Source organism: Marinobacterium sp. BA1 (assembly GCF_041155135.1).
GTDB classification, from domain to species: domain Bacteria; phylum Pseudomonadota; class Gammaproteobacteria; order Pseudomonadales; family Balneatricaceae; genus Marinobacterium; species Marinobacterium iners.
Genome location: NZ_BAAFHC010000001.1, coordinates 370700 through 397355 on the forward strand (window position 1 = coordinate 370700; position 26656 = coordinate 397355).

Genomic DNA, 26656 nt, shown 5'->3' on the forward strand with positions numbered 1-26656 from the left:
GGGTGATGCCTGTCTTTCTTATATGTTAATTGAAAAATAGATTAAACCGAGTCAATAAATCTTATTAAATTTAATAAATTCACATGATATGTCTTTTGATTTTAAGGTGATTTCCGTTTTTAGATACGTACGCATAGTGACAGGCGATAAGTATAAAGTTAGTATTGATGATGCAGTCATACCAATTGTAGAGTTCAGAGAAGACCAAATGGGAAAAACATTCGAGCTTGAAACCCTCAGAATTTTGATTAACAGCTCTGAGTTGAAACCATTGGACTTGCACCAACGAATCCAACGATCACTTTGTACCCTTATCCTTGAAGGAACGCTAGAACCGGGGATGAGGTTACCCGCTACCCGGAAGTTGTCTCAGTCACTCGGAATAGCGAGAGATACAGTCGAAAATGCCTATGTTCAGTTACATCGTGACGGATACATCGAGCGGAGAGTAGGTTCTGGGAGCTACGTAACAGAAAGTTTGGGGAGAGCCGTAAGAGGGAAAAGCAAACGAAGAGGATCTGCAAAAGGCGGAAAAAACGACTCAAGCATTGACCTCGGTTTGAGCCATCGAGGTGAGGGTTACAGAAAAACAGGTTCTGTAGCGGACACAAACTCAGTGAAAGCCTTTATAACAGGGTTGCCGGAAACCCGCACTTTCCCAATGGCAATTTGGGAAAAAATTCAGCGCCAAGTCACCAGAGAGTATGGAGAAAAAGCTATGCTTCATGGTGACCCTCAAGGTGCCGAGCCCTTGAGAAAAGCCATAGCTACGTACTTGAACTTGGAACGTGGTGCCAATGTTGCTCCTAACCAGATTCTCATATTGAGTAGTACAAGACAGTCCCTTTTTTTATGCGCACAGTTATTTTCAGATCATAACAAACCTATCTTAATTGAAGACCCAAGTTATTATGGTGCGAAGAAGGTTTTCGAAGCAAATGGTGCACCTTTGATTCCGGTTGAAGTGGATGAACATGGTTTAAAAACGGCTTTTCTCAACAGTGAAAACACTGATGCGAGTTTTGTTTACGTAACTCCTTCACATCAATACCCAACAGGTGTGACTCTGTCATTGGAGCGCAGGCTTGAGCTGATAGAGTGGGCTGCCAGTAATGGGAAATGGATAGTCGAAGATGATTATGATAGTGAATTCCACTATGAAGGATTGCCGACAGCCTGCGTGCAGGGTTTGGATAGCTATAATAGAACAATCTATTTGGGGACTTTTAGTAAAACATTATTCCCGGGGCTGCGGTTAGGGTATATGGTTTTGCCTTCTGAACTGGTTAATATTTTTGTTAATGCCAGAAATATAATAGATGGATACACACCGCAAATACCTCAGTTAACATTGGCCCATTTCATGGCGGATGGTCATTACAATACACATATACGTGCGATGCGTAAACTATATGCAGGGCGACGGGAAGTCATGGTCCAGTCATTGGAAAAGTATATGAGTGATATTGTTGATGTAATACGTCCAGAAGGCGGGCTACAGATACCATGCTTTTTGAAAGAAGGTTGGTCAGAAGAAGAAACAATAACCAAAGCCAGGCGCCATGGAATTAATATATTGGGCCTTAGTCAATTATATACGAATGAAAAAAAGAGAGAAGGTTGGGTTCTTGGTTATTCTTCGTTATCGGATTATGAGATAGAGAAATCAGTTATAGCTTTGTCTAATGTTCTTAGGAAAAAATAATATAAATTTCACATTGTGCAATCTGTCAAGACAGAAAAATGATGCCTCTTTCGTTTGTAGCCGCATCATTGACAGGTGTCGCGATTGATTAAGTCGAAAAATATTTCACAGGACTTTTTGCGCTGAAAGTGTAAATGGTCTGGTGGATTCTATAAAAATGGATGTCTTTCACAATCCATTTTCACGATATAAATGATTGCCTCAATTTTTGATTCAAATCGTCAGAAGAGGCTCGCGCAATCATGTCGTGTCCAAGTTCAACTTCATCTTCCAGGCTGAATGATTTTGTTCATCCGCTCGTGGCGGGCCTGATTTCGGTTATCGTGAATTATGGCGGAACCTTCATCCTGGTGTTCCAGGCTGCGCAGGTCGCAGGTCTGAGTCCTGAATTGACGACTTCATGGGGCTGGTCCATTTCGATCGGAGTTGGTGTAACCGGGATCATACTCAGCTGGATTTCTCGCGAGCCTATCATCACAGCCTGGTCGACACCTGCCGCCGCTTTCCTTGTTGCGGCTCTGGCCACAACGCCTTACGAAGAAGCCATTGGTGCGTATCTGGTATCGGCGATAGCCTTTGTTTTACTTGGTCTGTCGGGTTATTTCGAAAAGGTCATTCGTCTGATTCCATCCGGCATTGCTGCCGGGTTGTTGGCCGGTATTCTGCTGCAGTTTGGTATCGGTGCCTTTGGTGGCATGAGCGTTGATCCGCTGTTGGCCGGTATGCTGATCCTGGCGTATGTAGTACTCAAGCGTTTCACGGCGCGCTATGCCGTGGTGGGTATTCTGCTCTTGGGTGTTGTTCTGCTTTTGGTTCAAGAGCGTGTTGATCTGTCGGCACTGGAACTGAAACTCGCAGCGCCGGTTTTCACCATGCCGTCGTTCTCATTCAACGCCCTGTTGAGTGTTGCCTTGCCTTTGTTCCTGATTACGCTGACCGGACAGTATATGCCCGGCATGCTGGTGTTGCGTAATGACGGCTTCAAAACCAGCGCCAACCCGATCCTGACCATTACGGGCCTGGGCTCCCTGCTTATGGCTCCCTTTGGATCGCATGCCTTCAACGTGGCTGCTATCACGGCTGCAATCTGTACTGGCAAGGAAGCGCACGATGACCCTTCCAAGCGCTGGGTCGCAGGGATCGCCGCAGGTGTTTTTTATATCCTGGTGGGTGTCTTTGGCGTGACTCTTGCCGCCGTCTTCATGGCGTTCCCGCAGGCCTTCATCAGCACTTTGGCGGGTTTGGCTCTGCTGGGCACGATTGGCGGCAGCCTCGCCAGTGCCATGGATGATCCCAAATCTCGGGAAGCGGCTCTGATCACTTTCCTGGCATCTGCCGCGAATATCACGCTGTTGGGGATTGGCGGTGCCTTTTGGGGATTAGTGATCGGCCTGGGATCCTACCTTGTGCTCAATGGTCGCTTGCCTCGCCGCCAGACCGTTGAGCTCGTGGCATGCTCGGGAGAGGCCTCTCAATGAACACGCAGTCTAAGTCTTCTGCCACTTCTACTTGGCACGAACAGCACGGTCGCTATCCCCAAGCAGGCAATGTCGCTGACTTTCGTCGCAACCTGATGCAGGTACGGCAGCGGATCGCTGATGCCTGCCTCAGGGTGGAGCGAGATCCTCAGGATGTGCGTTTGCTGCCGGTCAGCAAAACCTTTTCCGAGCCCCAGCTGCGACTGGCATATGAAGCAGGGTGTCGCCAGCTGGGTGAAAACAAGGTGCAGGAGGCCTATCGGAAATGGGGCAACCTGTCTGACCTGTCTGAGTTGCGATGGTCGGTGATAGGCCATCTGCAAACCAACAAGGCCAAACTGGTCGCACGTTTCGCCAGCGAATTTCAGGCACTGGACAGCCTGAAACTGGCGGAGGCGCTGGACCGGCGTCTTCAGGCAGAGGGGAGGGAGTTGGATGTCTTCGTACAGGTCAATACCTCAGGTGAGAGCAGCAAGTACGGTCTTGCCCCGGACGAGGTGGCGACTTTCATGCGGCAGATGCCTCATTTTTCCGCTCTACGCGTCCGCGGGTTGATGACACTCGCTCTGTTTTCGTCCGATGCGCCTCGGGTCCGCACCTGCTTCGCATCTTTGCGCGAACTTAGAGACCGTTTGCGTCAGGAGATACCCGCAGGCGTCACATTGGATGACTTGTCGATGGGAATGTCAGGTGACTTTGAAATCGCCATAGAGGAAGGCGCTACCGTCGTTCGTGTTGGCCAGGCCATTTTCGGTGCTCGCGCTATTCCGGACAGTCATTACTGGCCTTCGGCATAGTTGGCTGGCTGCAACGGCACGTTTACCCATTCTTATTTTTACCCACTTATCGTTAAGGAATTACCGCACTATGTACGATTCTTCGATCACCCTGGACACCTTTGATGCATCGTTGGCTGAGGCTTTGCAAGGCGAAATCCAGCGTCAGGAAGACCATGTCGAGCTGATCGCCTCCGAGAACTATGCGAGCCCGCTGGTGATGGCGGTGCAGAATACGGTGTTTACCAACAAATATGCCGAAGGCTACCCGGGACGTCGCTACTACAGCGGTTGCGAGTACGTCGATCAGGCTGAGCAGCTGGCCATCGACCGTGCCAAGGCGCTGTTCAACTGTGACTATGCCAACGTGCAGCCACACGCGGGGGCTCAGGCCAATGCGGCGGTCTTTCTGGCGCTGGTGCAGCCGGGCGATACCGTGATGGGTATGAACCTGGCACAGGGTGGTCACTTGACCCACGGTAACCCATCAAATTTTTCAGGGCGGCATTACAATATCGTGCCCTATGGCCTGGACCCCGAAACCGGCCTGATCGATTACGACGAGATGGAGCGCATCGCGCTGGAGACTCGTCCCAAGCTGTTGATCGGTGGTTTTTCAGCCTATTCGCGTCGTAAGGACTGGGGTCGGATGCGCGCCATTGCCGACAAGGTGGGAGCCTTGTTCTGGGTTGATATGGCGCACGTGGCCGGTCTGGTGGCGGCCGGTGAATACCCGGACCCCTTGCCCCATGCCCATGTGGTCACCAGCACCACCCACAAGACGCTAAGGGGACCGCGTGGCGGGCTGATTTTGTCCAAGGGGCAGGATGAGGAGTTCTACAAACGACTGGACTCGGCGATATTTCCGGGTGTGCAGGGCGGCCCACTGATGCACCAGATAGCCGCCAAGGCGGTGGCGTTCAAGGAAGCGTTGGCGCCCGAGTTCAGAAGCTATCAACAACAGGTTGTGATCAACGCTCGCGCAATGGCCACTGTGATTCAGGCGCGTGGATACAAAGTCGTGTCTGGTGGCACGGATAACCATATGATGTTGATAGACCTGATCGGCCGCAGTTACACCGGCAAGGAGGCGGATGCAGCCTTGAGTGAAGCCTGGATCACCACCAACAAGAACTCGGTGCCTAATGATCCACGCTCGCCGTTTGTTACCTCGGGACTTCGCATCGGTACACCGGCAGTAACCACCCGTGGTTTCGGTGTGGCAGAGTGTGAACAGCTGGCCGGTTGGCTGTGTGATGTGCTGGATGCGCTGGGATCCGCCGACCGCGATGCTGTCATTGCCAGGGTGCGGGAGCAGGTGCTGTCGCTGTGCCGCCGTTACCCGGTCTATGCCTGAGGCGAAAGTGTCTCGGCTATACGAGGTTGCCGTTATACTCGGTTATTCCCCGTCATTAGCCCCGTAGAAAGAGGCAAGGAGAGTCAAAGGTGAACGTGACACGGAACGGCCATACCGACCTACAGCTGTCTGCTGGCAGCCGCGTTTATGGGGATCACTACCTTGATCGTGCTGTTGCAGGAACAGCGCAGGGTAAAGTATCTGGAAGAGACAACTCTGGCAGGTGCAAACTAAACCAGTATTTCGCGTTTGGAGAACTCTTCTTTCAGGGCTCGCTCGAGGCTTGCTATTCATGCTGCACAGATCGCAGTAAAATCGCCAGCTTTAACGATCACTATCGGAGTAACCACCCATGGGCAGAGCGTATCAGAACCGCAAAGAGTCGATGGCCAAAACATCAGACATGAAGGCCAAGCTCTACAGCCGTTACGGGCGCGAAATTTATGTCACGGCCAAATCGGGTGGGGTCGACCCCGATGGTAATCTGGCGCTGCGTGGCTTGATCGATCGCGCGAAAAAGGAGCAGGTTCCAGGGCACGTGATCGAAAAGGCGCTCGACAAAGCCAAGGGGGCTGGCGGCGAAGACTACTCCCCGGCGCGTTACGAAGGTTACGGCCCCGGTGGCAGCATGGCCATCATCGAATGCCTGACTGATAATCCCAACCGCACCTTCGGCGACGTGCGTCAGGCGTTTACCAAGACCAAAAGCAAGATCGGTACTCAGGGCAGTGTCAGCCATATGTTCGATCACTGTGCCATCTTCGTCTTTGCTGGCGATGATGAAGAAGCGGTGCTTGAAGCCCTGATGGAAGGGGATGTTGACGTTACCGATATCGAGCTTGAAGACGGCAAAATTACCGTCTTCGCGCCCAACACTGAATATTTCAAGGCCAAGACCGCGCTGATCGAGCGCTTTGGCGATCTTGATTTCGACGTTGATGAGATTCAGTTCATCCCGCAAAGCTATACCAGCCTCAGTGGTGACGATGTGGCGATGTTTGAGAAGTTTCTGGCGATGCTGAACGATCTGGACGATGTACAGCAGGTGTACCATAACGTCGAGTTCTGAAAGGACTGCTCCGCGCTAAAAACCGCTTCGTAGTGAATAGAAAGAGGCAAGCCTACTGAACGATCAGGCCGAGCAGGAGGGCCTGACGTAAAAAGGGGTTGTCGCCATATGCAGAGCTGCCTTGGCGCTTGCCATGAATGATCATGTTGAGCGCCAAGGCATTTGCCGGTGTCGGGCCGGCGCGTAACTTAGACTTTGAAACGGCCCAGCTGCTGGTCAAGGCGAGCGGCACTGGTGGATACCTCTTTACCCAGTGCTGTGACCTGTGCAGCAGCCTGCGCCAGTACGTCGGCCGAATCGCCGATGCTGGTGATGTTGCGGTTGATCTCTTCGTTCACCATGCTCTGTTCTTCGGCAGCAGTCGCGACCTGAGTGGTGTTTTCAGAAATGGCCGTGATGCGTGAAGAGACACCTTCCAGTCGCTGATAGCTGGAGTGACTCTGCTCTACGGTCTGAGCGGCCATGCCACGGCAGTGCTGCATGCGACCGACACTGTCATCCACATCGCGTTTCAGGGCTGAAATGAGTGTGTCGATATCGCCGGTAGCGTCCTGCGTGCGGCTGGCAAGGTTTCGGACTTCATCAGCAACCACCGCGAAGCCACGTCCCTGATCACCTGCGCGCGCGGCTTCTATTGCGGCGTTCAGGGCCAGCAGGTTGGTCTGTTCGGCGATATTCCGTATGGTTTCGATGATCTTATAGATTTCGTCACTGCGGCTGGCAACCTGACCAATACTCTCTGAAGCGTCATCCAGTGCACCGGACATGTTGCCGATTTCGTCAACGGTCGACTTGAGGGTATTGCGGGTGGCGCTGACTTCATGCTCGGAGCTGCCGGCGTCCTGGGCTGTTTGACCGGCCAGGTTGGCCACTTGGGTGGCGGTGGCGGCCATCTCGTTGGCGGCTGCAGCCACGCTTTGCAGCTGTTTCTGCTGTTCTTCAGTTGATTCTCGGGTTTGTTGTGCATTGTCTGCCAGGGCCTTGGCATTCTGCTGCAACTGTGCCGACAGGCTGATCAACTCATGAATGACGGTGCGGATCTTGCGGGTAAAGCTGTTGAAACCATCCGAAACGGCGTTCAGTTCAGCATGACGGAAATGCTCCAGCTCCTGTGTCAGGTCGCCTTCAGTGCCTCCCAGTGCCTGCATGCGCTCGCCGAGTTGTGCCAGCGGTTTAGTAATGCCGGATATGAACAGATTCACCACCGCCAGGGTGATCAGCAGAATGACGCCTGCGGTGATCAGCAAATCCCAGATGGTGCTGCTGCGGTTATCTTCCATGTCGGCCTGCAACTTGTTTAGCTGCTCCAGCGCGACGGCTTTGGGAACTTCAACAACCAAGCGCCACTGGGTGCCGGCAACTGACAGTGTTTCGTTCACCATAATCACATCACTGTCTTCACTATTGTTATTAATCCGGTCAAGGAAAGCTGGGGCCACGGACTGTATGGGCTTTCCGGCCGCGCCTTTAAACTGACTGGATGCAATGACACGTCCTTTCTGGCTCAGAAGCGTGATGCTGGCCCTTCCGTTATACAGGTCACTGGCCAAACGCTCGGTCAGCTCCTGAAGTACTGGAAGGTTAATGTCTGTACCGGCCACACCAATAAATTTGTTGTCATGAATAATGGGGACGGTAAGGGATGTCATCAGAACGGAATTACCCTTGGAAATTTCATACAGGTAAGGTTCGACCATGCAGGCTTGCTTGGTTTCGAGAGGGCAAAGGTACCACTCGGCCTCACGTATACCGGCAGCATTTAGGGTTTCATCCAGCTTGCGATCTGAGTCTTCGGTCGGGTAAAAGTTGACGGTGTTTCCTTCTCTAACCCAGTAAACTTCAAGGTTGCCTTGTTTAGTACTGTGTTCAAGATCACCCTTGTACAGGTTGTCAAAGTTGTCGTAGCCGTTACTCTCAAACATGGTATACATCGAACTGACTTCTTCATTGGCCAGGAGGTGCGCTCGGACCAGTTGTTTGACGGCATGACGAGAGATTAATTGATCGCTCCAGGCGGTTGCCTCCATGAACGTCGCGAGTGCTGTAGCCGAGTCGAAACCACGCTCCAATCGCTGTCGAATATCGACTGTAATTTGATCTGCGGTCAAGTGAAGCTGGTTGTGTACGTTGTCAGTAATTATATCTGTCGTGTCTTTGACAGCTTTGTGGATGGATGTTTGGTAAGCGGAAAGCGCCAAATAAATCACAATTCCCAGTGAGGCAAGAATAGCGAGCGCCGAGCCTATCAGTAGCTTGAAGCGGATGGACAGGTTGGTCATAAAGTCCGTTCCTTAAAAGGGCAGAGTATGTGATCACATCGGGCTATTGCCCGCCCGTTCGTCCAAACACGGAGATCTTCGGCTGAAAGTTCCGTTTTTCAGGTAACTATCTAGCTTTATAAAGAACTCGATCTGTCATGTCGAGTTAAGTTTGTATACATATTCATTCAGGCTTCCTGCTTACGATAGGCCAGTGGGCTGACACCGGTCCAGTGCTTGAAAGCTCGCGAGAATGCACCGGGTTCTGCAAACCCCAGTTGGCTTGAAATATCCCCGATGCTCAAATTTTGCCGGGTCAGCATCATGATCGCCTGGTCTCGGCGCAGGTTGTCCTTGATCTTCTGGTAGGAGGTACCTTCAGCCTTCAATTTGCGTGATAGCGTATAAGAGGTGGTGTGCAGCTGCTCCGAGACCCAGTCCAGATTGGGCAGGCCACCTTCCTCAAACCCTTCCAGCAGGCCGCGTACCCGGGTGCTCAGGCTATCGTCTTCGTCGGTCCAGATCAGCAGGTCGCGCGGTGAACTGAGAATGAACTCGTCCAGCTCCCGTGTGGTGCGCGTTACCGGCATGCTGAGGTAGTTTTTGCTGAAGAAAATACTGCTGCGGGGTTGCTCGAACAGGCATTTGCAGGGGTAGATGAAGCGATACTCATCGAAGTGAGAGGGAAGCGGGTGGGTAAAGCTGGCATGGCTGAGTACGATCTTGCGCCCAATCAGCCATCCGATCAGGCGATGCCAGACCATCAGCAGCCACTCCACCAGAAAATTATTCGGGTCCAGCTCAGGGTGATGATGGGTCAGGCTCAGCTCGACCTCGTCGCCCTCCAGCCTCAGGCTGATCTCGATATCATCCGAGAACAGCCGGTAACAGCGAATGCTTTGCCGCATTACGTCTTCAAGATTGGTGCTGTGCACCACCAATGATCCCATCAGGTGAAAGTGCCCAACCCGACAGGGGGATGATGTAAGCCCCATGAACTCGTCGTCCAGCTCGCGCCAGATGCGGCGAAACAGCTGGATGAACTGACCGGTGCGCAGTCGTGCCTTGGTTTGGTTGATCAGGTCTGGATCGATATCACAGCTGGCCAGCAAGCGCTCCACATCACGCCCCTGAGCGCGATAGCCCTGCAGCATGGCGCGAGCATAGTGGGACGAAAAAGTCAGGTTCTTCATAGGTCAGGGCTGGGCTCTGTGCGGGCTGATTGATATCAACCGCTTGTTTTTGATGACGAATCAGTGGTGCAAAAAATGTCAATTTATCTGTCGAAAGTTGTCATTCTGTTGCCACGGGCGATTGCATTACTCTGCGTTCATACAGAAGGAATAGGTATTTTCCCTTATTCATGCCCGGTTTGGCCAGTGTGGTCTGTCCGGGTAATGGTGAACCTCATTAGAACAATAAGCAGGTTTCAGTATGGACAAGATCAGCTACAACGATTTCATCAAGGATTTCACGCCGGAATCGATCATACAGAACTTCGTGGGCGATTTTAACGCGGGGATCAATGTCTGCGAGGAGATCTGTGACCGTTGGGCCGACGACCCTGAAAAGGTTGCACTGCGCTATGAGCTTGCGGATGGCAGCGGCGGTGAAATGACCTTCCGCGAACTGATGCAGCGTTCTGCTCAGTTTGCCAACTTCCTGAAGTCTCAGGGGATTGGCAAGGGTGATCGCATCTCGGCCCTGCTGACCCGTACCCCCGAGTTGATGGTTGCTGTTCTGGGTGCACTGCGCGCCGGTGCCGTTTATCAGCCCATGTTTACCGCCTTTGGCTCGGGTGCCATTGAGTACCGGGTACAGAAAGCCGATACCAAACTGATCATTACCAATCCTGACCAGTGGTCGAAGCTGGCGGATGTAAAGGGGCTGCCCACCACCATGCTGGTGGCTGAAACCGGTCATCCGCTGGAAGGGGAGGCGGACTTCCTGTTCCAGTCGACACTGGATCAACAGTCGGATCAGTTTGAACCGGTAAAAATCGGCCCGGAAGATCCCTTCCTGCAGATGTTCACTTCCGGTACCACCGGCAAGTCTAAGGGGGTGACGGTTCCGGCCAAGGCGCTGTCGGCGTTCTATGTCTATATGCGCTATGCCATCGGTCTGCGTGATACCGACAATTTCTGGAACGTGGCTGACCCGGGCTGGGCGTATGGACTGTACTACGCCGTGGTGGGGCCGCTGTTGCTGGGTTGCACCACCCACTTCAATGAAGCCGGCTTTACCGCCGAAAACACCTTCGAGTTTCTGCGCAAGCATCGCATCACCAACCTGGCAGCCGCGCCTACGGCCTACCGCATGCTGAAGGCCAACGACAAACTGTTGAAAGACTATCCCGAGATCGATCTTCGGGTGGCCAATAGTGCTGGTGAGCCCCTGAACCCTGAAATCGTGAGCTGGGTACAGCGCGCCTTCGGCTGTCTGGTCTGCGACCAGTATGGTCAGACCGAGACCGGCATGACCTCTGCCAACTTCCATGAACTGGAACATCAGCTGCGCGATGCCAGCATGGGCTATCAGTTGCCGGGCTACCGTCTGGTGGCGCTGGATGCCAACTTCAATGAAGTGGCGGCGGGTGAAAGTGGCGAGCTGGCCATCGATATGGAAAATTCACCGCTCTATTTCTTCCAGGGGTATACCTGGGGTGAAAAAAGCCCCTATCACGGAAAGTACTACCTGACCGGTGACGTGGTGATCAACAACGGTGATGGCTCACATTCCTACACCGGACGTGATGACGACATCATCGCCTCTGCCGGATATCGCATCGGGCCTGCCGATGTGGAAAGCACGCTGCTGGAGCATGAGGCAGTGGTCGAGAGTGCTGTGGTGGGCAAGCCTGACGACAGTCGTGGTTTCATCGTTAAGGCCTATGTGGTGACACACCCGCATGTTGATGCCGATGATGCGCTGGCTGAAACTCTGAAGCAGCATGTGCGCAATCGGCTTTCCACCCACGCTTTCCCGCGTGAAATCGAATTCGTGAACGATCTGCCCAAAACTTCAAGCGGCAAGATTCAACGTTTCCTTCTGCGTAAGCAGGCAGCTGAGGAAATGGCTTCTTAGTGAGCATTGAGGCCTTCGGGCCTCCTTTTTCCCCTTTGCTGCTGATCGATAAAGGTACTGAGATATGAAAATACTGGTCGCTGTTAAGCGTGTGATTGATTACAACGTCAAGGTGCGGGTCAAGTCCGACCGTTCGGATGTAGACTTGGCGAATGTCAAAATGTCCCTCAACCCATTTTGCGAAATCGCGGTGGAAGAGGCGGTACGCCTGAAAGAGGCCGGCAAGGCAGATGAAATCGTAGTCGTCTCTATTGGCAGCAAGGCCTGCCAGGAGCAGCTTCGTACCGCACTTGCACTGGGTGCTGATCGTGCCGTTCAGGTTGAGGCGCCGGATCAGCTGGACTCCCTGTCGGTAGCGCGCATTCTGCAGAAGCTGGCGGAAGAAGAATCAGCCGACCTGATTCTGCTGGGCAAGCAGGCGATCGACTCTGACAACAACCAGACCGGTCAGATGCTGGCCGCGCTGATGGATCGTCCGCAGGCAACCTTTGCGTCCGAAGTGGTGGTTGAAGGCGACAGCCTGAAGGTGACCCGCGAAATAGATGGCGGTCTGCAAACCCTGAATCTGAAACTGCCCGCAGTTGTGACCACTGACCTGCGTTTGAACGAGCCGCGCTATGCATCCCTGCCCAATATCATGAAGGCCAAGAAAAAGCCGCTGGATGTGAAAACCCCTGAAGAGCTGGGTGCACAGCTGGCTGCCGGTGTACAGCTGATGAGCGTTGAGCCGCCGGCTGAGCGTCAGGCCGGTATCAAGGTTGGCTCGGTAGAAGAGCTGATAGACAAACTGCGTAACGAAGCAAAGGTGGTCGCATGAGCATTCTGATCCTGACCGAACACGACAACCAGTCTCTCAAGCCGGTTACCCTGAGCCTGGTAACAGCCGCTCAGCAGATCGGGGGTGATATCGACCTGCTGGTAGCGGGCGAAAACTGTCAGGCTGTGGCCGATGCCGCGGCTGCCATTGCCGGTGTGCGTAAGGTGATCGTTGCGGATAATGCCGCCTATGCCCACCAGTTGGCTGAAAACGTCAGTAAATTGATGGCTGAGATCGCAGATGGTTACAGCCATATTCTGGCGCCGGGCACGACGACCGGTAAAAACATAGCGCCCCGCGTGGCAGCACTGCTGGGCGTGAACCAGCTGTCGGACGTCATTGCGGTTGAGTCGTCCGATACCTTCAAGCGCCCGATCTATGCCGGCAACGCCATTGCAACCGTGAAGTCAGCGGATGCGGTAAAGGTGATGACTGTGCGCGGCACCGCGTTTGATGCGGCGCAAGCCACGGGCGGCAGTGCAGCCATTGAGAGCTGCGGCGCCGTTCATCAGCATGCTGACGTGAGCTTTGTTGGCGAAGAGCTGGCCAAGTCGGATCGTCCCGAACTGACGGCTGCCTCGGTGGTCATCTCAGGTGGTCGTGGCATGGCCAACGGCGAAAACTTCGAGCTGCTGTACAAGGTCGCGGACAAGCTGGGTGCCGCGGTCGGTGCGTCCCGTGCCGCCGTCGATGCCGGCTTTGCGCCCAACGACATGCAGGTAGGGCAGACCGGCAAGATGGTTGCGCCAGAGCTGTACATCGCGGTGGGCATCTCCGGCGCCATTCAACACCTGGCCGGCATGAAGGACTCCAAGATCATTGTGGCGATCAACAAGGATGAAGAGGCGCCGATCTTCCAGGTGGCCGACTATGGCCTGGTGGGTGATCTGTTTGAGGCGATGCTTGAACTGGAGAGCCGGCTCTGATCAGGGTATTCTTGCGGGAAAGTTGATCCGTTCAAGGAGATATGGACCCATGCTCTGCTTCATGAAACAGCGGTGCCGCCCCGGATGGTTGGCATCGCTTGCATTGACTGTAACCCTCGGCTTGACCGGCTGTGCTGTTTCCCCTACCGGTGAGCGAACCCTGCTGCTCAACTCCTCTACACAGATGAATGAGCTTGGCTCCCAGTCTTTTGAGCAGATGAAAGAGAAAATCCCGATCGAGACCGATGCGCGCACCAACCGTTATGTGGAGTGTGTATCCGATGCGATCGTGATGCAGGTGCCCCGTAAATATGGCTACGCGCCACAGGATTGGGAGCTGGTGGTGTTCAAGGATGAGGCCGTTAATGCTTTTGCGTTGCCAGGCGGCAAAATCGGTGTTTACACCGGCATGCTTCAGGTGGCCAATACCCAGCATCAACTGGCGTCGGTGATCGGACATGAGGTGGCTCATGTGCTGGCACAGCACAGTAATGCGCGCATGAGTCAGCAACAGCTGACCCAATTGGGGATAGTGGCAACCAGTATAGCGCTGGCGGATCGGGTGGACTCAAAAACTCAGCAGGCTGCGGTCATGGCGCTGGGGCTTGGGGCTCAGTACGGCATTCTGCTGCCCTATAGCCGTAAACACGAATCAGAAGCGGACATGCTGGGGCAGGAGCTGATGGCCCAGGCCGGTTTTGACCCTCGTGAAGCGGTTAGCCTGTGGCAGAAGATGGCGCAGAAGGGGGGCGCTGCACCACCGGAGCTGTTGTCTACCCACCCGGCACCTGGCACGCGTATCCGGCAACTGGATAGTCAGGTAAGCAAGTACATGCCGCTGTATCAGCAGGCATTGGCAGCTGGCCGCAAGCCTGACTGTGACCGGCTGAGGCCGCGCTGACACCAGGGTCACTGTACAAAAAAGGCCGCCTGCTGGAATGACAGGCGGCCTTTTTTATGTCTGTTCTGTCAGTCGATCAGCCCATACTGGTCGCGCAGAATCGCGATGATTTCGGCTTTCGGGTTGTCAGACAGTTCGATGGGGTGGCCGACAACCTTTTCGGCAATGTCCAGGTAGGTACGCGACACGTCCATGAGCACCTCGGCCGGTAAGGCGTTGTCCTGGGCCAGCGCTTCACGTTCCGGCATGCGATCCTTGTTCAGCAGGATGTCCGGGTCAGGGAAGTGGTTCAGCAGCAGCTGGCGGAAGCCCTCTTTTGACTTCTCGATCACCTTGCCTTCACGGTAGGCAGGGCCGTCCCAGATGCGGGAGGAGTCCGGTGTGCCCACCTCATCCATGTAGATCAATTTCTCATTGCCGGCAGCATCGGTGACATAGCCAAACTCAAACTTGGTATCGACGAATACCTGATCCAGCTCGGCCAGCGCATTGCTGATGACGGCAAAGCCTTCCTTCAGCAGTTTCTCGTACTGATCCACATCCGCCGCAGAACGGAAGCCGAAAGCGGCGTAGTTGTCGACGATGTTGGCACGGGTGATATTCACGTCGTCCGCTTCAGGAACACCGGGAATACCGCGAAGGATACCCTTGGTGGACGGTGTCATCAGCAGTTCGGGCAGTTTTTGGTCCTTCTGCAGTCCCTCCGGAAGGGTAATGCCGCAGAACTCACGCTCGCCCTTGCTGTAGGCGCGCCACATGGAGCCGGTAATGTACTGGCGGCAGATTGCCTCGATCATCACTGGGCGGGCTTTCTGCACGATCCAGACGAAGGGATGCGGGATATCCAGAATATGGCTGTCAGCCAAACCCTGTTCGCGAAACAGACGAAACCAGTGGTTGGAAATGCTGTTCAGCGCAGCGCCCTTGCCGGGTACACCATTGAGGCCGCCTTCGCCGTGCCAGATACAGTCGAATGCCGAGATGCGATCGCTGATCACCATGATAGCCAGTGGTGCGTCAGGCGCCACGTTGTAGCCTTTCTCTTCGATCAGACGGCGGCTGTCGGCTTCGGTCAGCCAATAAACGGAGCGTACCTTACCGCTGTGAACGGGGCGGTCGGTACGGATCGGCAGGTCGTTGTTTACGGCCAGAACGGATTGGGCAAGGCTCATGGTGGCACAGGTCCTGTTAAGGGTTGAAAAACGAGGCAATTCTAGCATAAAGCCCGGTTAATCGATGACGATCAGCTTGCGCAGGTTCTGCAGCTCTTCGATTCGTTTGCGGGTCTCGGCGATAAACGCCTGACCTGCCGTGTAGCGCGCGATTTCGCCATCCTGATCAATCAGAAAGGCCTGTGTCATCACCTGCTGGCGTTGATCCAGCCAGCGATTCTGTACATCAACTTCGTGCCGCTGTGCCTTGGGTGGCAGGTAGTCCAGTGTGTCCTTGAATAGCAGATAGAGCTCAGCGTCATAAAGATAGGCAATGCTGGAAAGGGTTTCGTTTATCTCCAGCTGAGAACTGCCGTTTTCCTGCTGCTGCGTCAATCGGGACTCAAGCTGATCCAAAGGCGCTTCCAGTGAAGGGTTCCAGTTTAGATCGGTCGCGGCCGGCAACGCCTGTTCAGACAGCGGTACAGGTGTTGTGGGTGTGGACTCGGCAATCACCGGTTCGCTACGGGGGGGCTTGGGTGTTGGCTGTGCAAAAGGCGCAGGCAGGCTCTCGCAGCCACTCAGACCCAGTCCGGTGATCAGCAATATGGTGACAGAGATGGAACGGGCACTCATTCAGTCGGCCTCTGACGGTTCAAATAAAACGCCATTCTACCTGACATCGGTACCGAGACCAGCCCGTTTGCGCCTCGCCGGATAGGCTGTTAAGATTCGCGCCACTCTTGGGGGAGTAATCGTCTGAATGGCCCTGGCCATCAGAGTGACTGTCAACATAATTGAGCCTCATGCTCATGGCTGTCACGTCCTGTTCGGGATTGATGAGACCTGAGACACAACGCACTGTCCTGGCGGGCCGGTGTGGCGTGTCTTATGGAATCAACAGCCCGCCGGATGAACTGTTATGGACGCTTTTCTGCCCTCGACCCTCGCGGTTGCCATCGCCGAAATCGGTGATAAAACCCAGTTGTTGACCCTCTTTCTTGCTGCCCGTTTCGCCCATCGTGGTGCGATTGTGATGGGTATTCTGGTTGCTACCCTGCTGAATCATGCGCTGTCTGCCTGGCTGGGTGCCTGGCTGGTACAGTGGATTCCCGACCAGTGGGTGCCCTGGATTATTGGCTTGAGCTTCATCGCCGTGGGGCTTTGGGTTCTGATCCCCGACAAGGATGATGAAGACGGTGGCGCGGTGCTCAAGTACGGTGCCTTTGTCGCAACCTGTATTCTGTTTTTTCTGGCCGAAATCGGTGACAAGACTCAAATCGCCACGGTTATTCTGGCGGCGCGCTATGACAGCCTGTTCTGGGTAGTGGTCGGTACGACGTTGGGCATGTTGCTGGCCAACGTGCCGGTGGCGTACGCCGGTAGCTGGCTGATGCAGAAAATACCGCTTAACGTTGCCCGCTGGGCCGCGTGTCTTCTGTTTGTGGGGCTTGGAGTCGCGACCCTGTTAACCTTAGACTCATTTTAATGTTCTATACTGCACGCACATTACCCACGACTGAAGTAAAAGGAGTGACTGATATGAGTTGGCACAAACTGATTGCCCCGGCGGTATTGGCATCGGCCGTTGTCCTGACAGGTTGCAGCGATGACAGCGCATCTGATGAAAAGACAAACGGTGCGGCACCCGCCAGCCAGCAAGGCTCCACCGCAATGGATGAACTGAAGAAGGAAGCGGGTGAAACCATGGATGCAGCGGGCAAAGTAGCCTCTGAAGCCGGGGAAGAGGTTCGCAGCACAACCTCTGAAATGGTGGACAAGGCTGCTGAAGTGAGCGGGCAGGTGGAAGAAAAGGCCAAAGAGACCTATGAGCAGGTCAAGTCCGAGGCTGAAGAAATGGGCGAAAAGGCCGCTGAAACCACTGAAGAGATGACCGAAGCGGCGCGTCAGAAAATGGAAGAGATGCGGCAGGAAGAAGCGCCTGGTTCAGACGCCAAAATGGACAGCTCTGAATCCAACTGATTAATGACACCCCCGGCTTTGGTCGGGGGTGTCATGCTGCTGTCATCTTCCTCTGCTAGCGTTGCTGCCGGGTGTCTCCCTATACCAACAGGGAGCTTTCAATCTGTTGCAGGCTAGCAGGGATCTGTCTTGAGCCTTCCTCCTTCCGAGTCACACGTTACGCCCTCGATGCTGCCGCGCGTTGGTATTGCCGGTTTTGCGTTGCTGCTGGTGCTGGCTGTCTGGCTGCTCACGGTCTGGCAACTGGATGAGCTGGAGCGCCTTTATCAAATGCTTGAACAGGCCTGCCGGTCAGAGCCTGACCTCATGTTGAATTACCGTGAACAGCGTGATCTGTTTCTGGCGACCGTGCTGGGGCTTACCCTGATTGCCGTAAGTGGGCTAGGTTGGCTGCTATGGACGCTGCGCAGACGTGATGAGTATCTACAGGCGCTGCAACGCTCGGAAACTCGAAATCTCAAGCTGCTTAACTCCCTGCGTAACGAACATCAGCATATTCTGGAAGCTGCATCCCGCGATCATCTGACGGGGCTGTATAACCGTCGTCTTTTTATGGAGTTGGCACACTCACATCTGCTGGGCTCAAAACGGCAGGGTCGATTTGCCGCTGTCTGCTTTATTGACCTGGACCGCTTCAAACTGATCAATGACACCTTGGGTCATAAGGTGGGTGATCTGCTGTTGCAGGAAGTTGCCAGACGGCTGGATACAGGGTTGCGAGAGAGCGATATCGTGAGCCGCTTCGGTGGAGACGAGTTTGTGGTGATGCTGACCGAAGTTCGCCGACATGAAGATGTGGAAACCTGTGCCCGGCATCTGGTAGAGGCCCTGTCAGCGCCCTATGCCGATTTGGAAAGTCATGGGCTCAGTACAAGTCCGAGTATCGGTGTATCTGTGTCACCCCGCGATGGGGTGGATATCGAAACCTTGGTAAAGCACGCCGATATGGCGATGTATCGTGCCAAACGCTCAGGCCGGGGGCAGTTTGCCTTCTATGATCCGCGGCAGGGCAATGAATCGGGCAGCAAACCCGACCTGTCGCTGTTGTCGCTGCAGGCACTGCAGTATCAACTGCGCGTACACTACCAGCCTTGCATCAGCCTGCGTGGCTATATGACGACCGGGTTTGAAGCGTTGGTGCGCTGGGATTGCCCAGGACATGGGCTGATTGAGCCCGATGGCTTTCTCGATGTTGCAAAGGCTCGGGGGTTGATGCCCGAGCTTGGCTACCGGGTGTTGGAGCAGGTGGTGCACCAGCTGAACCAATGGCAGGAGCAAGGCCTCGAGTTGCTGCCGGTTTCGGTCAACCTGGGTCTGGCTCAGCTACAGAATCCCGAACTGGTTGACTGGTTACGGGAGCGGCTCAACCATTACCGAGTGGCTCCTGGCCTGATTCAGATTGAGATCAATGACCAGTTTCTGGATCAGCTTGGCCCGATCGAGATACGTCTGCTTGAAGCACTCTATGGCCTTGGGCTGGAGCTGGTGATTGATGACTTTGGTTGCAGTGAAATCGGGCTGGAACATGACCGGCTGGAGGGTGTGCACTTTAGCCGTATCAAGATCGAGCGCAGCTTCATACAAAGTATCCGCAACAGTTATGACGACAACGTGATACTGACTTCCATTGCGGCGGTGGCTCGACGCAAGGGAATGCAGGTGGCAGCCAAGGGGGTCGAGACACCGGACCAGCTGGTGTGCCTGAAGTTATCCGGTTGTGATGAAGTACAGGGTTTCTTTTTCAGCCGTGCTCTCAGTGCTGAAGACGTCAGCCGCTATCTGATCAATCCTCGGTTCAGCGTCCCCTTTGCAGACGTGGATGCTGAGCGGCCCGATCAGGAAGAGGCTTTGCTTCAGCCTCTATCCTGATCAGGCACCGCCTCCCGCAGCCCCAGCTCTGAGCAGCTGTACAGAGCCTTCAGACTGTTACGTGTAAGCTGATCCAACTGTTGCAGGTTCTCTTGTGTTACGGCTTGTTGCTCCAGGTCTCGGCTAAGTCGAGCGGCCTGCTGCAGACCGAAGTTGCTCAGTGTTCCGGCCAGTTTATGCAGTAATATCGGGCGCATTTCCGAATCGGCTGCATCGAGCTGCTGCAGCAGTTCAAGACACTGCTCCTGCATTTGTTGGCACAGGGCGGTGAAGCGATCACTGCCCAGCATCTGACGATGTTGTTGCAGCAGGCCAAGGTTGAGTAAGGGATCTTCGCTGTCGCGACTGAGCGTGGGTAACTGATCCCTGGCCGGCGTATCCCGAAGCAAGCGATTAAGTTCGTCGAACTGCAGCGGCTTGCTGACAACAGCGTCCATACCCGCCTGTTGGTAGAGCCGCATTTCGGCGGGTGTGACCGATGCGGTCAGGGCGATGATGCGTACGGCTGCACGGGAAGGCTCAGGGTGGTTGCGCATCCGGCGTGTGGTTTCGATACCGTCCATATCCGGCAGGTGGATATCCATCAGCACCAGGTCATAGTCATGATCATTGTGCATCGACAGGGCGGTGTAGCCATCGTCCGCCACACTGACGCTGTGTCCTTCTGACTCAAGCAGGCCAACCGTGACCTGCTGATTGATTGGGGTGTCCTCCACCAGCAGAATATCCAGTCGTGCCTTCTCTTCCAGCGTCCCAGCAGGTTCGATACTTGGCGGCGGGAGTGCGCTGCCGCTGGTGACGGTATATTCCAACTCAGCCCAGAAGCGGCTGCCTTGACCGGCGTGGCTGTCAAAACCGATCTGGCCTGCCTGCAGCTCGACCAACCGTTTGCAGATCGACAGCCCCAGTCCGGTGCCGCCAAAACGGCGTGTAATTGAGCTGTCCGCCTGACTGAAATGCATGAAGATGCGAGAGTGAGCCGACTTAGGGATGCCGATGCCGGTGTCCTCCACTTCAAACCGCAAACGGCAGTGTTCCTGCTGTTTATCAAGGACACGCACCTTGATCAGGACATAGCCTTCCTGGGTGAATTTGAGGGCGTTGGTACATAGGTTCAACAGGATCTGATTGAGGGCGCGGGCATCACCGATGACACGCTCCGGCAGGTCCTGTTCCAGACGCAGAATCAGATCGAGCTGCTTTTCCTGCGCCATAGGCAACAGCAGCTGGCGCAGTTGCTCCAGCTGTTCTACCAGGTTAAAAGGCGTCCGTTCCAGCTCCATCTGTCCGGCTTCGATTTTAGTGAAGTCGAGCACATCGTTGAGGATGGTCAGCAGAGACTGTCCCGAGCGGTAGATGGAATCGACCTGTTGCTGCTGCGCCGGGCTCAGACCTGAGCGCATCAGCAACTGAGCCATACCGAGAATGCCATTCATCGGGGTGCGAATTTCATGACTCATGGTGGCGAGGAAATGGCTCTTGGCCTCGCTTGCCGCTTCGGCCTTCTCGCGCGCAATCTCCGCCTGCTCTTTGGCCTTGCGCTCACTGATATCGGTCAGTGAGCCTTCGTAATATTTCAGCTGACCCTGATCATCGGTAATGCGATGGGCCGAGATGGAGATATAAACCTCGGAGCGATCACGCCGGCGCCAGCGCGTCTCGAAGCGCAGCACTCGCTCCTGTCGATTGAGCAGGGCAAGAAATCGACGGCAGTCCTCGCGGTCGATGAAGCAGTCACGAATGACATCGGTGACCGAGTTCAGAAACTGGGAGGCACTGTCATATCCCAGCAACCTCACCAGTGCCGGGTTGGCGGAGATGAAGCGGCCACGGCGATCGATTCTGAAAATGCCCTCGCTGGAGTTTTCGAACAGTGAGCGGTACTCCCGCTCGGACTGTTCCAGGCTCTGGTACAGTTTGGCGTTTTCAATCGAGATGGCGGCCTGCGCCGCCAGTATCTGCAGAGTCTTGAGTCGGTCGCGGTTGAAGATGTCACGGCTCTGTGAATGCTCCAAATAGAGAATGGCAGTCAGTTCACCGTGGTACAGAATCGGGATGGCCAGCAGCGATTTGGGCAGGTGGTGGCGGATATAGCTGTCCTGCTGGAACATCTGATGCTCAACCGCGTTACCCAGCACGACGTCATCCTTGGTGCGCGCAACATAGTTGATGATGCTCAGTGGCAGCAGGCTGCCGCTCTGTTCCAGTGGCAGAACGTTAAACAGCGTTGGTGGCTGATTAAGACAGATTTCCGCTTCCAGGTAGAGGTTCTGTTGCCGGCGCAGAATCAGAATTGCCCGCTGGGCACCGGCATTCTGCAGTGCGAGCCGCATCAGTCGTTCCAGCAACCGTTCCAGTACAATTTCATCTGAAATCGCCTGCGAGGCATGAATCACGGAGGTGATGTCGAAAGCCTGATTGTCCAGCGACTGCCCGTTGTCGGAACGGCTGCTGAACGGTTCGGGACGCACCTGGCGCAACGGCCGTTCGGGTTCAAACGCGTAGCGCCTGAGCATCTGCTCCAGCTTGGCACGTCCGCCCCAGTCGGCATAACGCTCCCAGGCATCCTGCAGGTACGAGCGGGCCACGCCAGGTTTGTCCCACTCAAGATAGAATTGTCCGGCGAGTTCACAGGCGAGCGCTTCTTCCAGCAGAAAGCCTTGCTGACGAGCATGCTCAATCGCCTGCTCGTACAGATCCATCGCCTTGCTGTACTGTTTTTGGCTGCGATACAGTTCTGCCTGCAGCAGGTCGACGTGGTGACGCTGGTTTTCCGGCGCGTGACGCGCCAGTTTGCGCAGACGCTTGAGGGTCTTGTTCACTTTCTGCAACCGTGCCGGCTGCTGCAGGATGCTGGTGCGTGGCAGCAGCGCCAGAATGCTCAGTGAGTTCAGCAATGACAGCCAGGGCGCGGTAAATGTCCCGCTGATGGATGAGCGCAGTGCATCACCGGCTTCGCTGTGGGTATAGGCCAGCTCGTACTCGCCGAACAGGTAGCAGAGCAGTGCCTTGTAGAAATGGTGCAGGCTGATGGCAGTACGGTGGTTTTCCCGTTCCAGCTCGGCCAGGTCGCGTTCTTCCTGATAGAAATGACCATCGAGCCGCGTCGGGTCACTGTTCTGGCCGCGCAGGTTTTCCATGGTCTGAAGCGTAAACAGGGAGTACTGCAGCGACTGCTGCTGTCCCGACTGCTCAAGCCAGCGAGCATACTGTTCCAGCCGTGGCTGCAGTTCGTCCAGGTTGCGGCACAGCGGGAAGGCGTACTGGATGTAGGCGGCCAGTGCGTAGGCCCCCCATTCCATATCGCCACAGTCCAGTGCCAGCTGATGCGCTTTGAGCAGCGACTCCATGCAATGCTGCAACGGTTCGCGGTAGTGGCGAATATAACAATCAAACAGCGACAGAGTGCGGTGGTGAGTGGGCGTGGAGGGCAGTTGTGCATCCAGTTCCAGTGCCATCTGGCCGAGTCGGTAACCCTGCTCAATCGCCTGGAACTGGCCACACAGCACGCCACCGTACCCGGCAAAGGCAAGTGCGGAAGAGGGGCTAAGGCCATGTTTGAGTGTCAGTTCAACCTGACGCGCCATCACCAGCGGGCGCAGCTCGGAGCTTGAGAATTTGATGGCACCGAACATGCTGGCGAGTATCGGCATGGCGGCCAGCAGCTGTGGGGATTCCATGGCCGGCAGTTGAACAACCTTTTCAGGTGGCTGTCGGCGCAGTAGCCACTGGGTGCGTGCCACCGCCCTGAGCAACTGGCCGGTGCCGGGACGAGAAGGAATCCGCACACCCAGTTGGTTGAGCAGCTCCAGCGCAGTTTCAAGCGCCATGTGAAAGCGATTGTTGGCGACCTGTGACTGGATGCGGATCTCGAATACCCGTACCCGGTCCAGCAGTGTTTGTGCATGTGTCTCGACTGCATTAATCAGTTGCTGCATCCGCTCCTGCTGGCCCTTGATGTGGGCAATGCCGGCAGCGGATGTGTGCAGTTCAAGCGCCAGGCTGTAGCTTTCCTGCCAAGCGTTTTCCGGCAACAGCTCCAGTCCTGTGCTGAGGTAGTCGAGTGCGGAATCGAAGGCAGCGGCTTCCCGGGCGCGAAGCCCTGCGCGCAGGTTGAGGTTGGCCAGTCGTATGCGTTGGGTCGGTGTATCCAGAAGACGTCGTGCCTGATTCAGATGGTTGCTGATTTCAAAAATGCGAGCATCGATCTCGTCGGGTCGCAGGCTGTTTTCCAGCTGGCGGCCAATCTGAAGGTGCAGGGCTTCCAGCTCATCATCGTGAATCAGGGAGTAGGCCGCCTGCTGGACACGGTCATGCACGAAGCGATAGCGGGTGCGGCCTGGGTCCATGTTTTGGAACAGGCGGTAGCTGTCATCCTGCGGCACGATGAGGCCTTCGGTGAGCGCAGGCCAGAGTTGGTCGGCGGCCTGACGCGGTTCTAGGCCGCTGACCACCACCAGCGTACGCAGATTGAAGCTGCTGCCGATACAGGCCGCCAGGGGCAAGACCGCCTGAGTATTCGCGGGCAGTCGCTGAATTTTACTGACCATCAACTGGATGACGTTATCGGTCATCTCCTGAGACCGGATCGCCTGCTCATCCCACTGCCAACGCTGTTCACGGAAGCAGATCAGGCCGTCCTGGTGTAGGGAGTGCAGAAACTGGCTCAGAAAGAAGGGATTACCCTGGGTCTTTTCGCTGCACGCTTCGGCCAGTGAGCGACACTGATTCAGGTCGGCCCGCAGTGTATCGGCAATCAGCTGATTCACCTGGTCCGGACTCAGGGGTTCCAGTGCCAGCTCTACCGGCGGCAATATGGAGTTGTGCAACCGCTCAAGGCTGATGCGCAGCGGATGAGTGGCGCCCAGCTCATGGTCGCGAAAGCTGCCGATGAGCAAAAGTCTGGGCGGGTCGATTACGCCTGCCAGGGTCTCGATCAGATGCAGAGAGGCCAGGTCAGCCCAGTGTAGGTCATCCAGAAACAGCACCAGAGGTCGTTCGGGTGAAGCAAAAACGCGCAACATCTGGATGAAGATGCGGGAAAAACGGTTCTGTTCTTCAGCTGCCGACAAGGGCGGTGCGTCCGGCTGACTGCCGATGATCAACTCCAATTCGGGGATCAGCTTCAACAAAATCTGAGCATGGTTGCCGACACTGTCCAGCAACTGTTCGCGCCAGCGAGCAATGCGAATTTCGGGTTCTGTCAGCAGCTGGCGTACCAACCCCTGCAGTGCCTGGAAAATGGCGAAGTAGGGGCGATTGCGTCGAAACTGGTCGAATTTTCCACTGCTGAAACTGCCACCCTTCTGGTTGACGTACTGGCGCAGCTCGTGCACCAGACTGGTCTTGCCCACGCCTGCATAGCCCGTGATCAATACCAGCGGGCTTTGTCCATCACGGCAACCATCATACAGATGGTGCAGCTGTTCCAGCACCGCTTCTCGCCCATAGAGCCGCTGTGGAATCTGGAACCTGGCTGAAAGATCCTGCTCGCCCGGTGTGAAATCCAGCTCATGCTCGCCACGCTGGTGTGCCTGCAGGCAGAAGCGCAGGTCATGCACCAGGCCGACGCTGGATTGATAGCGCTGGGCGGCGTCCTTGGACAGCAGTTTGAGAATGACCTGCGACAGCATCTGCGGCAGCTGCGGGTTGATCTCATGCGGCGGTGCAGGTTGCTTGGCGATATGATCATGCACCAGTGCCATGCCATCGTCGCTGACAAAGGGCGGGCGCCCGGTCATCAGCTCGTACAGTGTGGCGCCGAGACTGTAATAGTCGCTGCGGTAGTCGATATTGCGGTTGATACGTCCGCTCTGCTCCGGAGCGATATAGGCAAGGCCGCCGTCACCGAGTTCCGGTGTGTTCCAGCTGGCCTGCTCGCGGCTGAGGCCAGTGCTGAGAGAAAAACCGATCAACTCGACCAGGCCGGTGTCGGGGTTGAACAGCAGGTGATCAGGATTCACCTGCTTATGAATAACGCCTGCTTCGTGCAGCTTTCCCAGCAGGGTACTAATGCGGATCGCCACTGACAGCCATTGGGACCAGTTGAGCTGCTGCTCAGCCAGCAGTTGACGCAGTGAAGCCGAGCCGGAGTCGGTAAAAAGGGCCGCGGGTCCGGCTTCCAGCTGGATCAGCTCAAGCGGACGCACAATGCCAATAATGTCCAGTCGTGACAGCATCTCGAACTCATGCTGCAACCGGCTCAGGCGTTCGCGGCTGCAGTGGCTGCGGTACAGTTGCTTGATTACCACCGCTGCACCGTCTTTAAGCCGGACGGCGCGGCTGACGGTGCAGCCCGGGCTCTGGTGCAGTCGGCGCAGAACCCGGTAGCCTTCAGGGACACTCATGGGCTGATGTCACCGGCAAACATGTAGCCGGCACCGTGGGCGGTCAGAATCAATTGAGGGTTGGATGGATTGTCACCGAGCTTGCGTCGCAACCGCCCGATCAACACATCAACCGAGCGATCATTGGGGGTCCACTCACGGTCGTGAATTGCATCCATTAATTGATCCCTGGACAGCACTTGCCCGGGGTGGTTGATCAGAGCCTGCAGCAGCTTGAACTCGCCTTCGGGCAGGCGCTCATGTTCACCTTCAGGGCTGGTCAGCTGGCGCTTGTGCGGGTCCAACACCCAGCCCTCGAACTGGTAGCCGGCCGGGCCTCGTCGGTCACTGGCGCCACTGCCGCCGCGGGCGCTGAAAATGCGCCACAGAAGGTTTTTCGCGCGCACCAACAATTCACGCGGGTTGAACGGCTTGGTCACATAATCATCAGCGCCCAGCTCGAGCCCGACGATGCGGTCGATCTCATCCCCCTTGCTGGTAACCAGAATGATTCCGACACTGGAGCTGGCCCGTAACTCACGCGTGACTGTGAGTCCATCCTTGCCGGGCAGGCTGATATCCAGCAGCACCAGATCGATCTGCTCCTGCACCACACGTTCGCAGAGATCATCAGCCTGGTCGGACTCGGACACATGGTAGCCTTCATTTTCGAAGTAGCTCACCAACAGTGACCGTGAGGCAATATCATCTTCGACAATCAGGATATGTGCGTGGGATGGGGCTATATTCATGGGTGTTGGGCATCTCTGGGCAAACTCGACAGGTGCAATATCAACTGCAGCACAGAAAAGTAAAAGGGCTTTTTACATCCTGTTACATCTGTGCACAACTTAACACAAATCCTCAGAATTTCATTTACATGACGGGGTTAGTTTAGCTACACGCACTGAAGCAGCCTGGCGACAATTGACGTTTTGACTGCTCCGGCGAAAACA

18 protein-coding genes are annotated in these 26656 nt (G+C 55.4%); 12 read left to right on the forward strand and 6 right to left on the reverse strand.

Features of this window, described 5'->3' with window-relative positions; genetic code table 11:
- Nucleotides 1-88: 88 nt before the first annotated feature.
- The 5 genes from ACAM29_RS01785 (at nt 89) to ACAM29_RS01805 (ending at nt 6385) form a co-directional block, all read left to right on the forward strand.
- A complete protein-coding gene (locus ACAM29_RS01785; protein WP_369623001.1) occupies nt 89-1705 on the forward strand; it encodes a PLP-dependent aminotransferase family protein in 1617 nt (538 codons plus the stop codon).
- A gap of 242 nt (nt 1706-1947) precedes the next feature.
- On the forward strand, nt 1948-3183 hold the full coding sequence (locus tag ACAM29_RS01790) for a benzoate/H(+) symporter BenE family transporter (protein ID WP_369623002.1): 1236 nt from the start codon (nt 1948-1950) through the stop codon (nt 3181-3183).
- Entirely contained in the window at nt 3180-3980 is an 801-nt protein-coding gene (locus ACAM29_RS01795; RefSeq protein ID WP_091826742.1) for a YggS family pyridoxal phosphate-dependent enzyme, read from the forward strand. Before ACAM29_RS01790 ends, ACAM29_RS01795 begins: the two co-directional genes overlap by 4 nt.
- A 70-nt stretch (nt 3981-4050) precedes the next feature.
- On the forward strand, nt 4051-5316 hold the full coding sequence (gene glyA / locus ACAM29_RS01800) for a serine hydroxymethyltransferase (protein ID WP_369623003.1): 1266 nt from the start codon (nt 4051-4053) through the stop codon (nt 5314-5316).
- Nucleotides 5317-5668: 352 nt separating this feature from the next.
- Entirely contained in the window at nt 5669-6385 is a 717-nt protein-coding gene (locus ACAM29_RS01805) for a YebC/PmpR family DNA-binding transcriptional regulator (protein WP_206835051.1), read from the forward strand.
- 188 nt (nt 6386-6573) lie between these two features.
- Here ACAM29_RS01805 and ACAM29_RS01810 read toward each other — a convergent pair whose 3' ends face one another.
- Together ACAM29_RS01810 and ACAM29_RS01815 are read right to left on the reverse strand one after the other, a co-directional pair.
- A complete protein-coding gene (locus ACAM29_RS01810) occupies nt 6574-8664 on the reverse strand; it encodes a methyl-accepting chemotaxis protein (RefSeq protein WP_369623004.1) in 2091 nt (696 codons plus the stop codon).
- A gap of 167 nt (nt 8665-8831) precedes the next feature.
- Entirely contained in the window at nt 8832-9836 is a 1005-nt protein-coding gene (locus tag ACAM29_RS01815) for an AraC family transcriptional regulator (protein WP_091826733.1), read from the reverse strand.
- Nucleotides 9837-10077: 241 nt separating this feature from the next.
- On the opposite strand from ACAM29_RS01815, the gene ACAM29_RS01820 reads away from it, so the two are divergent.
- From ACAM29_RS01820 to ACAM29_RS01835, 4 genes are all read left to right on the forward strand, one after another.
- Nucleotides 10078-11727, forward strand: coding sequence for an AMP-binding protein (locus ACAM29_RS01820; protein ID WP_369623005.1), 1650 nt, complete (start codon nt 10078-10080; stop codon nt 11725-11727).
- A gap of 64 nt (nt 11728-11791) precedes the next feature.
- A complete protein-coding gene (locus ACAM29_RS01825; protein ID WP_369623006.1) occupies nt 11792-12544 on the forward strand; it encodes an electron transfer flavoprotein subunit beta/FixA family protein in 753 nt (250 codons plus the stop codon).
- Nucleotides 12541-13470: an electron transfer flavoprotein subunit alpha/FixB family protein gene (locus tag ACAM29_RS01830; protein WP_369623007.1), complete on the forward strand. Its 930-nt coding sequence runs from the start codon at nt 12541-12543 to the stop codon at nt 13468-13470. Before ACAM29_RS01825 ends, ACAM29_RS01830 begins: the two co-directional genes overlap by 4 nt.
- Before the next feature lie 49 nt (nt 13471-13519).
- Nucleotides 13520-14371 (forward strand): M48 family metallopeptidase, encoded by an 852-nt coding sequence (locus ACAM29_RS01835; protein WP_369623008.1) that lies wholly within the window; start codon nt 13520-13522, stop codon nt 14369-14371.
- 68 nt (nt 14372-14439) lie between these two features.
- Here the strand turns inward: ACAM29_RS01835 and ACAM29_RS01840 are convergent, their stop codons facing one another.
- A complete protein-coding gene (locus ACAM29_RS01840; protein WP_369623009.1) occupies nt 14440-15543 on the reverse strand; it encodes a phosphoribosylaminoimidazolesuccinocarboxamide synthase in 1104 nt (367 codons plus the stop codon).
- Between the two features lie 57 nt (nt 15544-15600).
- Nucleotides 15601-16158, reverse strand: a complete 558-nt coding sequence (locus ACAM29_RS01845; RefSeq protein WP_369623010.1) for a lysozyme inhibitor LprI family protein — start codon at nt 16156-16158, stop codon at nt 15601-15603.
- 286 nt (nt 16159-16444) lie between these two features.
- Between ACAM29_RS01845 and ACAM29_RS01850 the strand changes: the two genes are divergently transcribed.
- The 3 genes from ACAM29_RS01850 to ACAM29_RS01860 all read left to right on the forward strand — a co-directional run bounded on the left by ACAM29_RS01850 (nt 16445) and on the right by ACAM29_RS01860 (nt 19374).
- Entirely contained in the window at nt 16445-17011 is a 567-nt protein-coding gene (locus ACAM29_RS01850) for a TMEM165/GDT1 family protein (protein WP_091826721.1), read from the forward strand.
- 53 nt (nt 17012-17064) lie between these two features.
- Entirely contained in the window at nt 17065-17505 is a 441-nt protein-coding gene (locus tag ACAM29_RS01855) for a hypothetical protein (RefSeq protein ID WP_369623011.1), read from the forward strand.
- Between the two features lie 129 nt (nt 17506-17634).
- Nucleotides 17635-19374 (forward strand): putative bifunctional diguanylate cyclase/phosphodiesterase, encoded by a 1740-nt coding sequence (locus ACAM29_RS01860; RefSeq protein ID WP_369623012.1) that lies wholly within the window; start codon nt 17635-17637, stop codon nt 19372-19374.
- Here ACAM29_RS01860 and ACAM29_RS01865 read toward each other — a convergent pair.
- Nucleotides 19359-25721: an AAA family ATPase gene (locus ACAM29_RS01865; protein ID WP_369623013.1), complete on the reverse strand. Its 6363-nt coding sequence runs from the start codon at nt 25719-25721 to the stop codon at nt 19359-19361. The two genes, ACAM29_RS01860 and ACAM29_RS01865, sit on opposite strands and share 16 nt — an antisense overlap.
- On the reverse strand, nt 25718-26452 hold the full coding sequence (locus tag ACAM29_RS01870; RefSeq protein WP_091826713.1) for a response regulator: 735 nt from the start codon (nt 26450-26452) through the stop codon (nt 25718-25720). Before ACAM29_RS01870 ends, ACAM29_RS01865 begins: the two co-directional genes overlap by 4 nt.
- Nucleotides 26453-26656 lie beyond the last annotated feature (204 nt).

What these genes read in the sequence shown, in the direction of transcription:
- ACAM29_RS01830 (WP_369623007.1), top strand. Translation starts at nt 12,541, where the DNA reads ATGAGCATTCTGATCCTGACCGAACACGACAACCAGTCTCTCAAGCCG.
- ACAM29_RS01845 (WP_369623010.1), bottom strand. Translation starts at nt 16,158, where the DNA reads ATGAGTGCCCGTTCCATCTCTGTCACCATATTGCTGATCACCGGACTG.
- ACAM29_RS01820 (WP_369623005.1), top strand. Translation starts at nt 10,078, where the DNA reads ATGGACAAGATCAGCTACAACGATTTCATCAAGGATTTCACGCCGGAA.
- ACAM29_RS01855 (WP_369623011.1), top strand. Translation starts at nt 17,065, where the DNA reads ATGAGTTGGCACAAACTGATTGCCCCGGCGGTATTGGCATCGGCCGTT.
- ACAM29_RS01795 (WP_091826742.1), top strand. Translation starts at nt 3,180, where the DNA reads ATGAACACGCAGTCTAAGTCTTCTGCCACTTCTACTTGGCACGAACAG.
- glyA (WP_369623003.1), top strand. Translation starts at nt 4,051, where the DNA reads ATGTACGATTCTTCGATCACCCTGGACACCTTTGATGCATCGTTGGCT.
- ACAM29_RS01835 (WP_369623008.1), top strand. Translation starts at nt 13,520, where the DNA reads ATGCTCTGCTTCATGAAACAGCGGTGCCGCCCCGGATGGTTGGCATCG.
- ACAM29_RS01840 (WP_369623009.1), bottom strand. Translation starts at nt 15,543, where the DNA reads ATGAGCCTTGCCCAATCCGTTCTGGCCGTAAACAACGACCTGCCGATC.
- ACAM29_RS01815 (WP_091826733.1), bottom strand. Translation starts at nt 9,836, where the DNA reads ATGAAGAACCTGACTTTTTCGTCCCACTATGCTCGCGCCATGCTGCAG.
- ACAM29_RS01850 (WP_091826721.1), top strand. Translation starts at nt 16,445, where the DNA reads ATGGACGCTTTTCTGCCCTCGACCCTCGCGGTTGCCATCGCCGAAATC.
- ACAM29_RS01810 (WP_369623004.1), bottom strand. Translation starts at nt 8,664, where the DNA reads ATGACCAACCTGTCCATCCGCTTCAAGCTACTGATAGGCTCGGCGCTC.
- ACAM29_RS01785 (WP_369623001.1), top strand. Translation starts at nt 89, where the DNA reads ATGTCTTTTGATTTTAAGGTGATTTCCGTTTTTAGATACGTACGCATA.
- ACAM29_RS01805 (WP_206835051.1), top strand. Translation starts at nt 5,669, where the DNA reads ATGGGCAGAGCGTATCAGAACCGCAAAGAGTCGATGGCCAAAACATCA.
- ACAM29_RS01790 (WP_369623002.1), top strand. Translation starts at nt 1,948, where the DNA reads ATGTCGTGTCCAAGTTCAACTTCATCTTCCAGGCTGAATGATTTTGTT.
- ACAM29_RS01870 (WP_091826713.1), bottom strand. Translation starts at nt 26,452, where the DNA reads ATGAATATAGCCCCATCCCACGCACATATCCTGATTGTCGAAGATGAT.
- ACAM29_RS01865 (WP_369623013.1), bottom strand. Translation starts at nt 25,721, where the DNA reads ATGAGTGTCCCTGAAGGCTACCGGGTTCTGCGCCGACTGCACCAGAGC.
- ACAM29_RS01825 (WP_369623006.1), top strand. Translation starts at nt 11,792, where the DNA reads ATGAAAATACTGGTCGCTGTTAAGCGTGTGATTGATTACAACGTCAAG.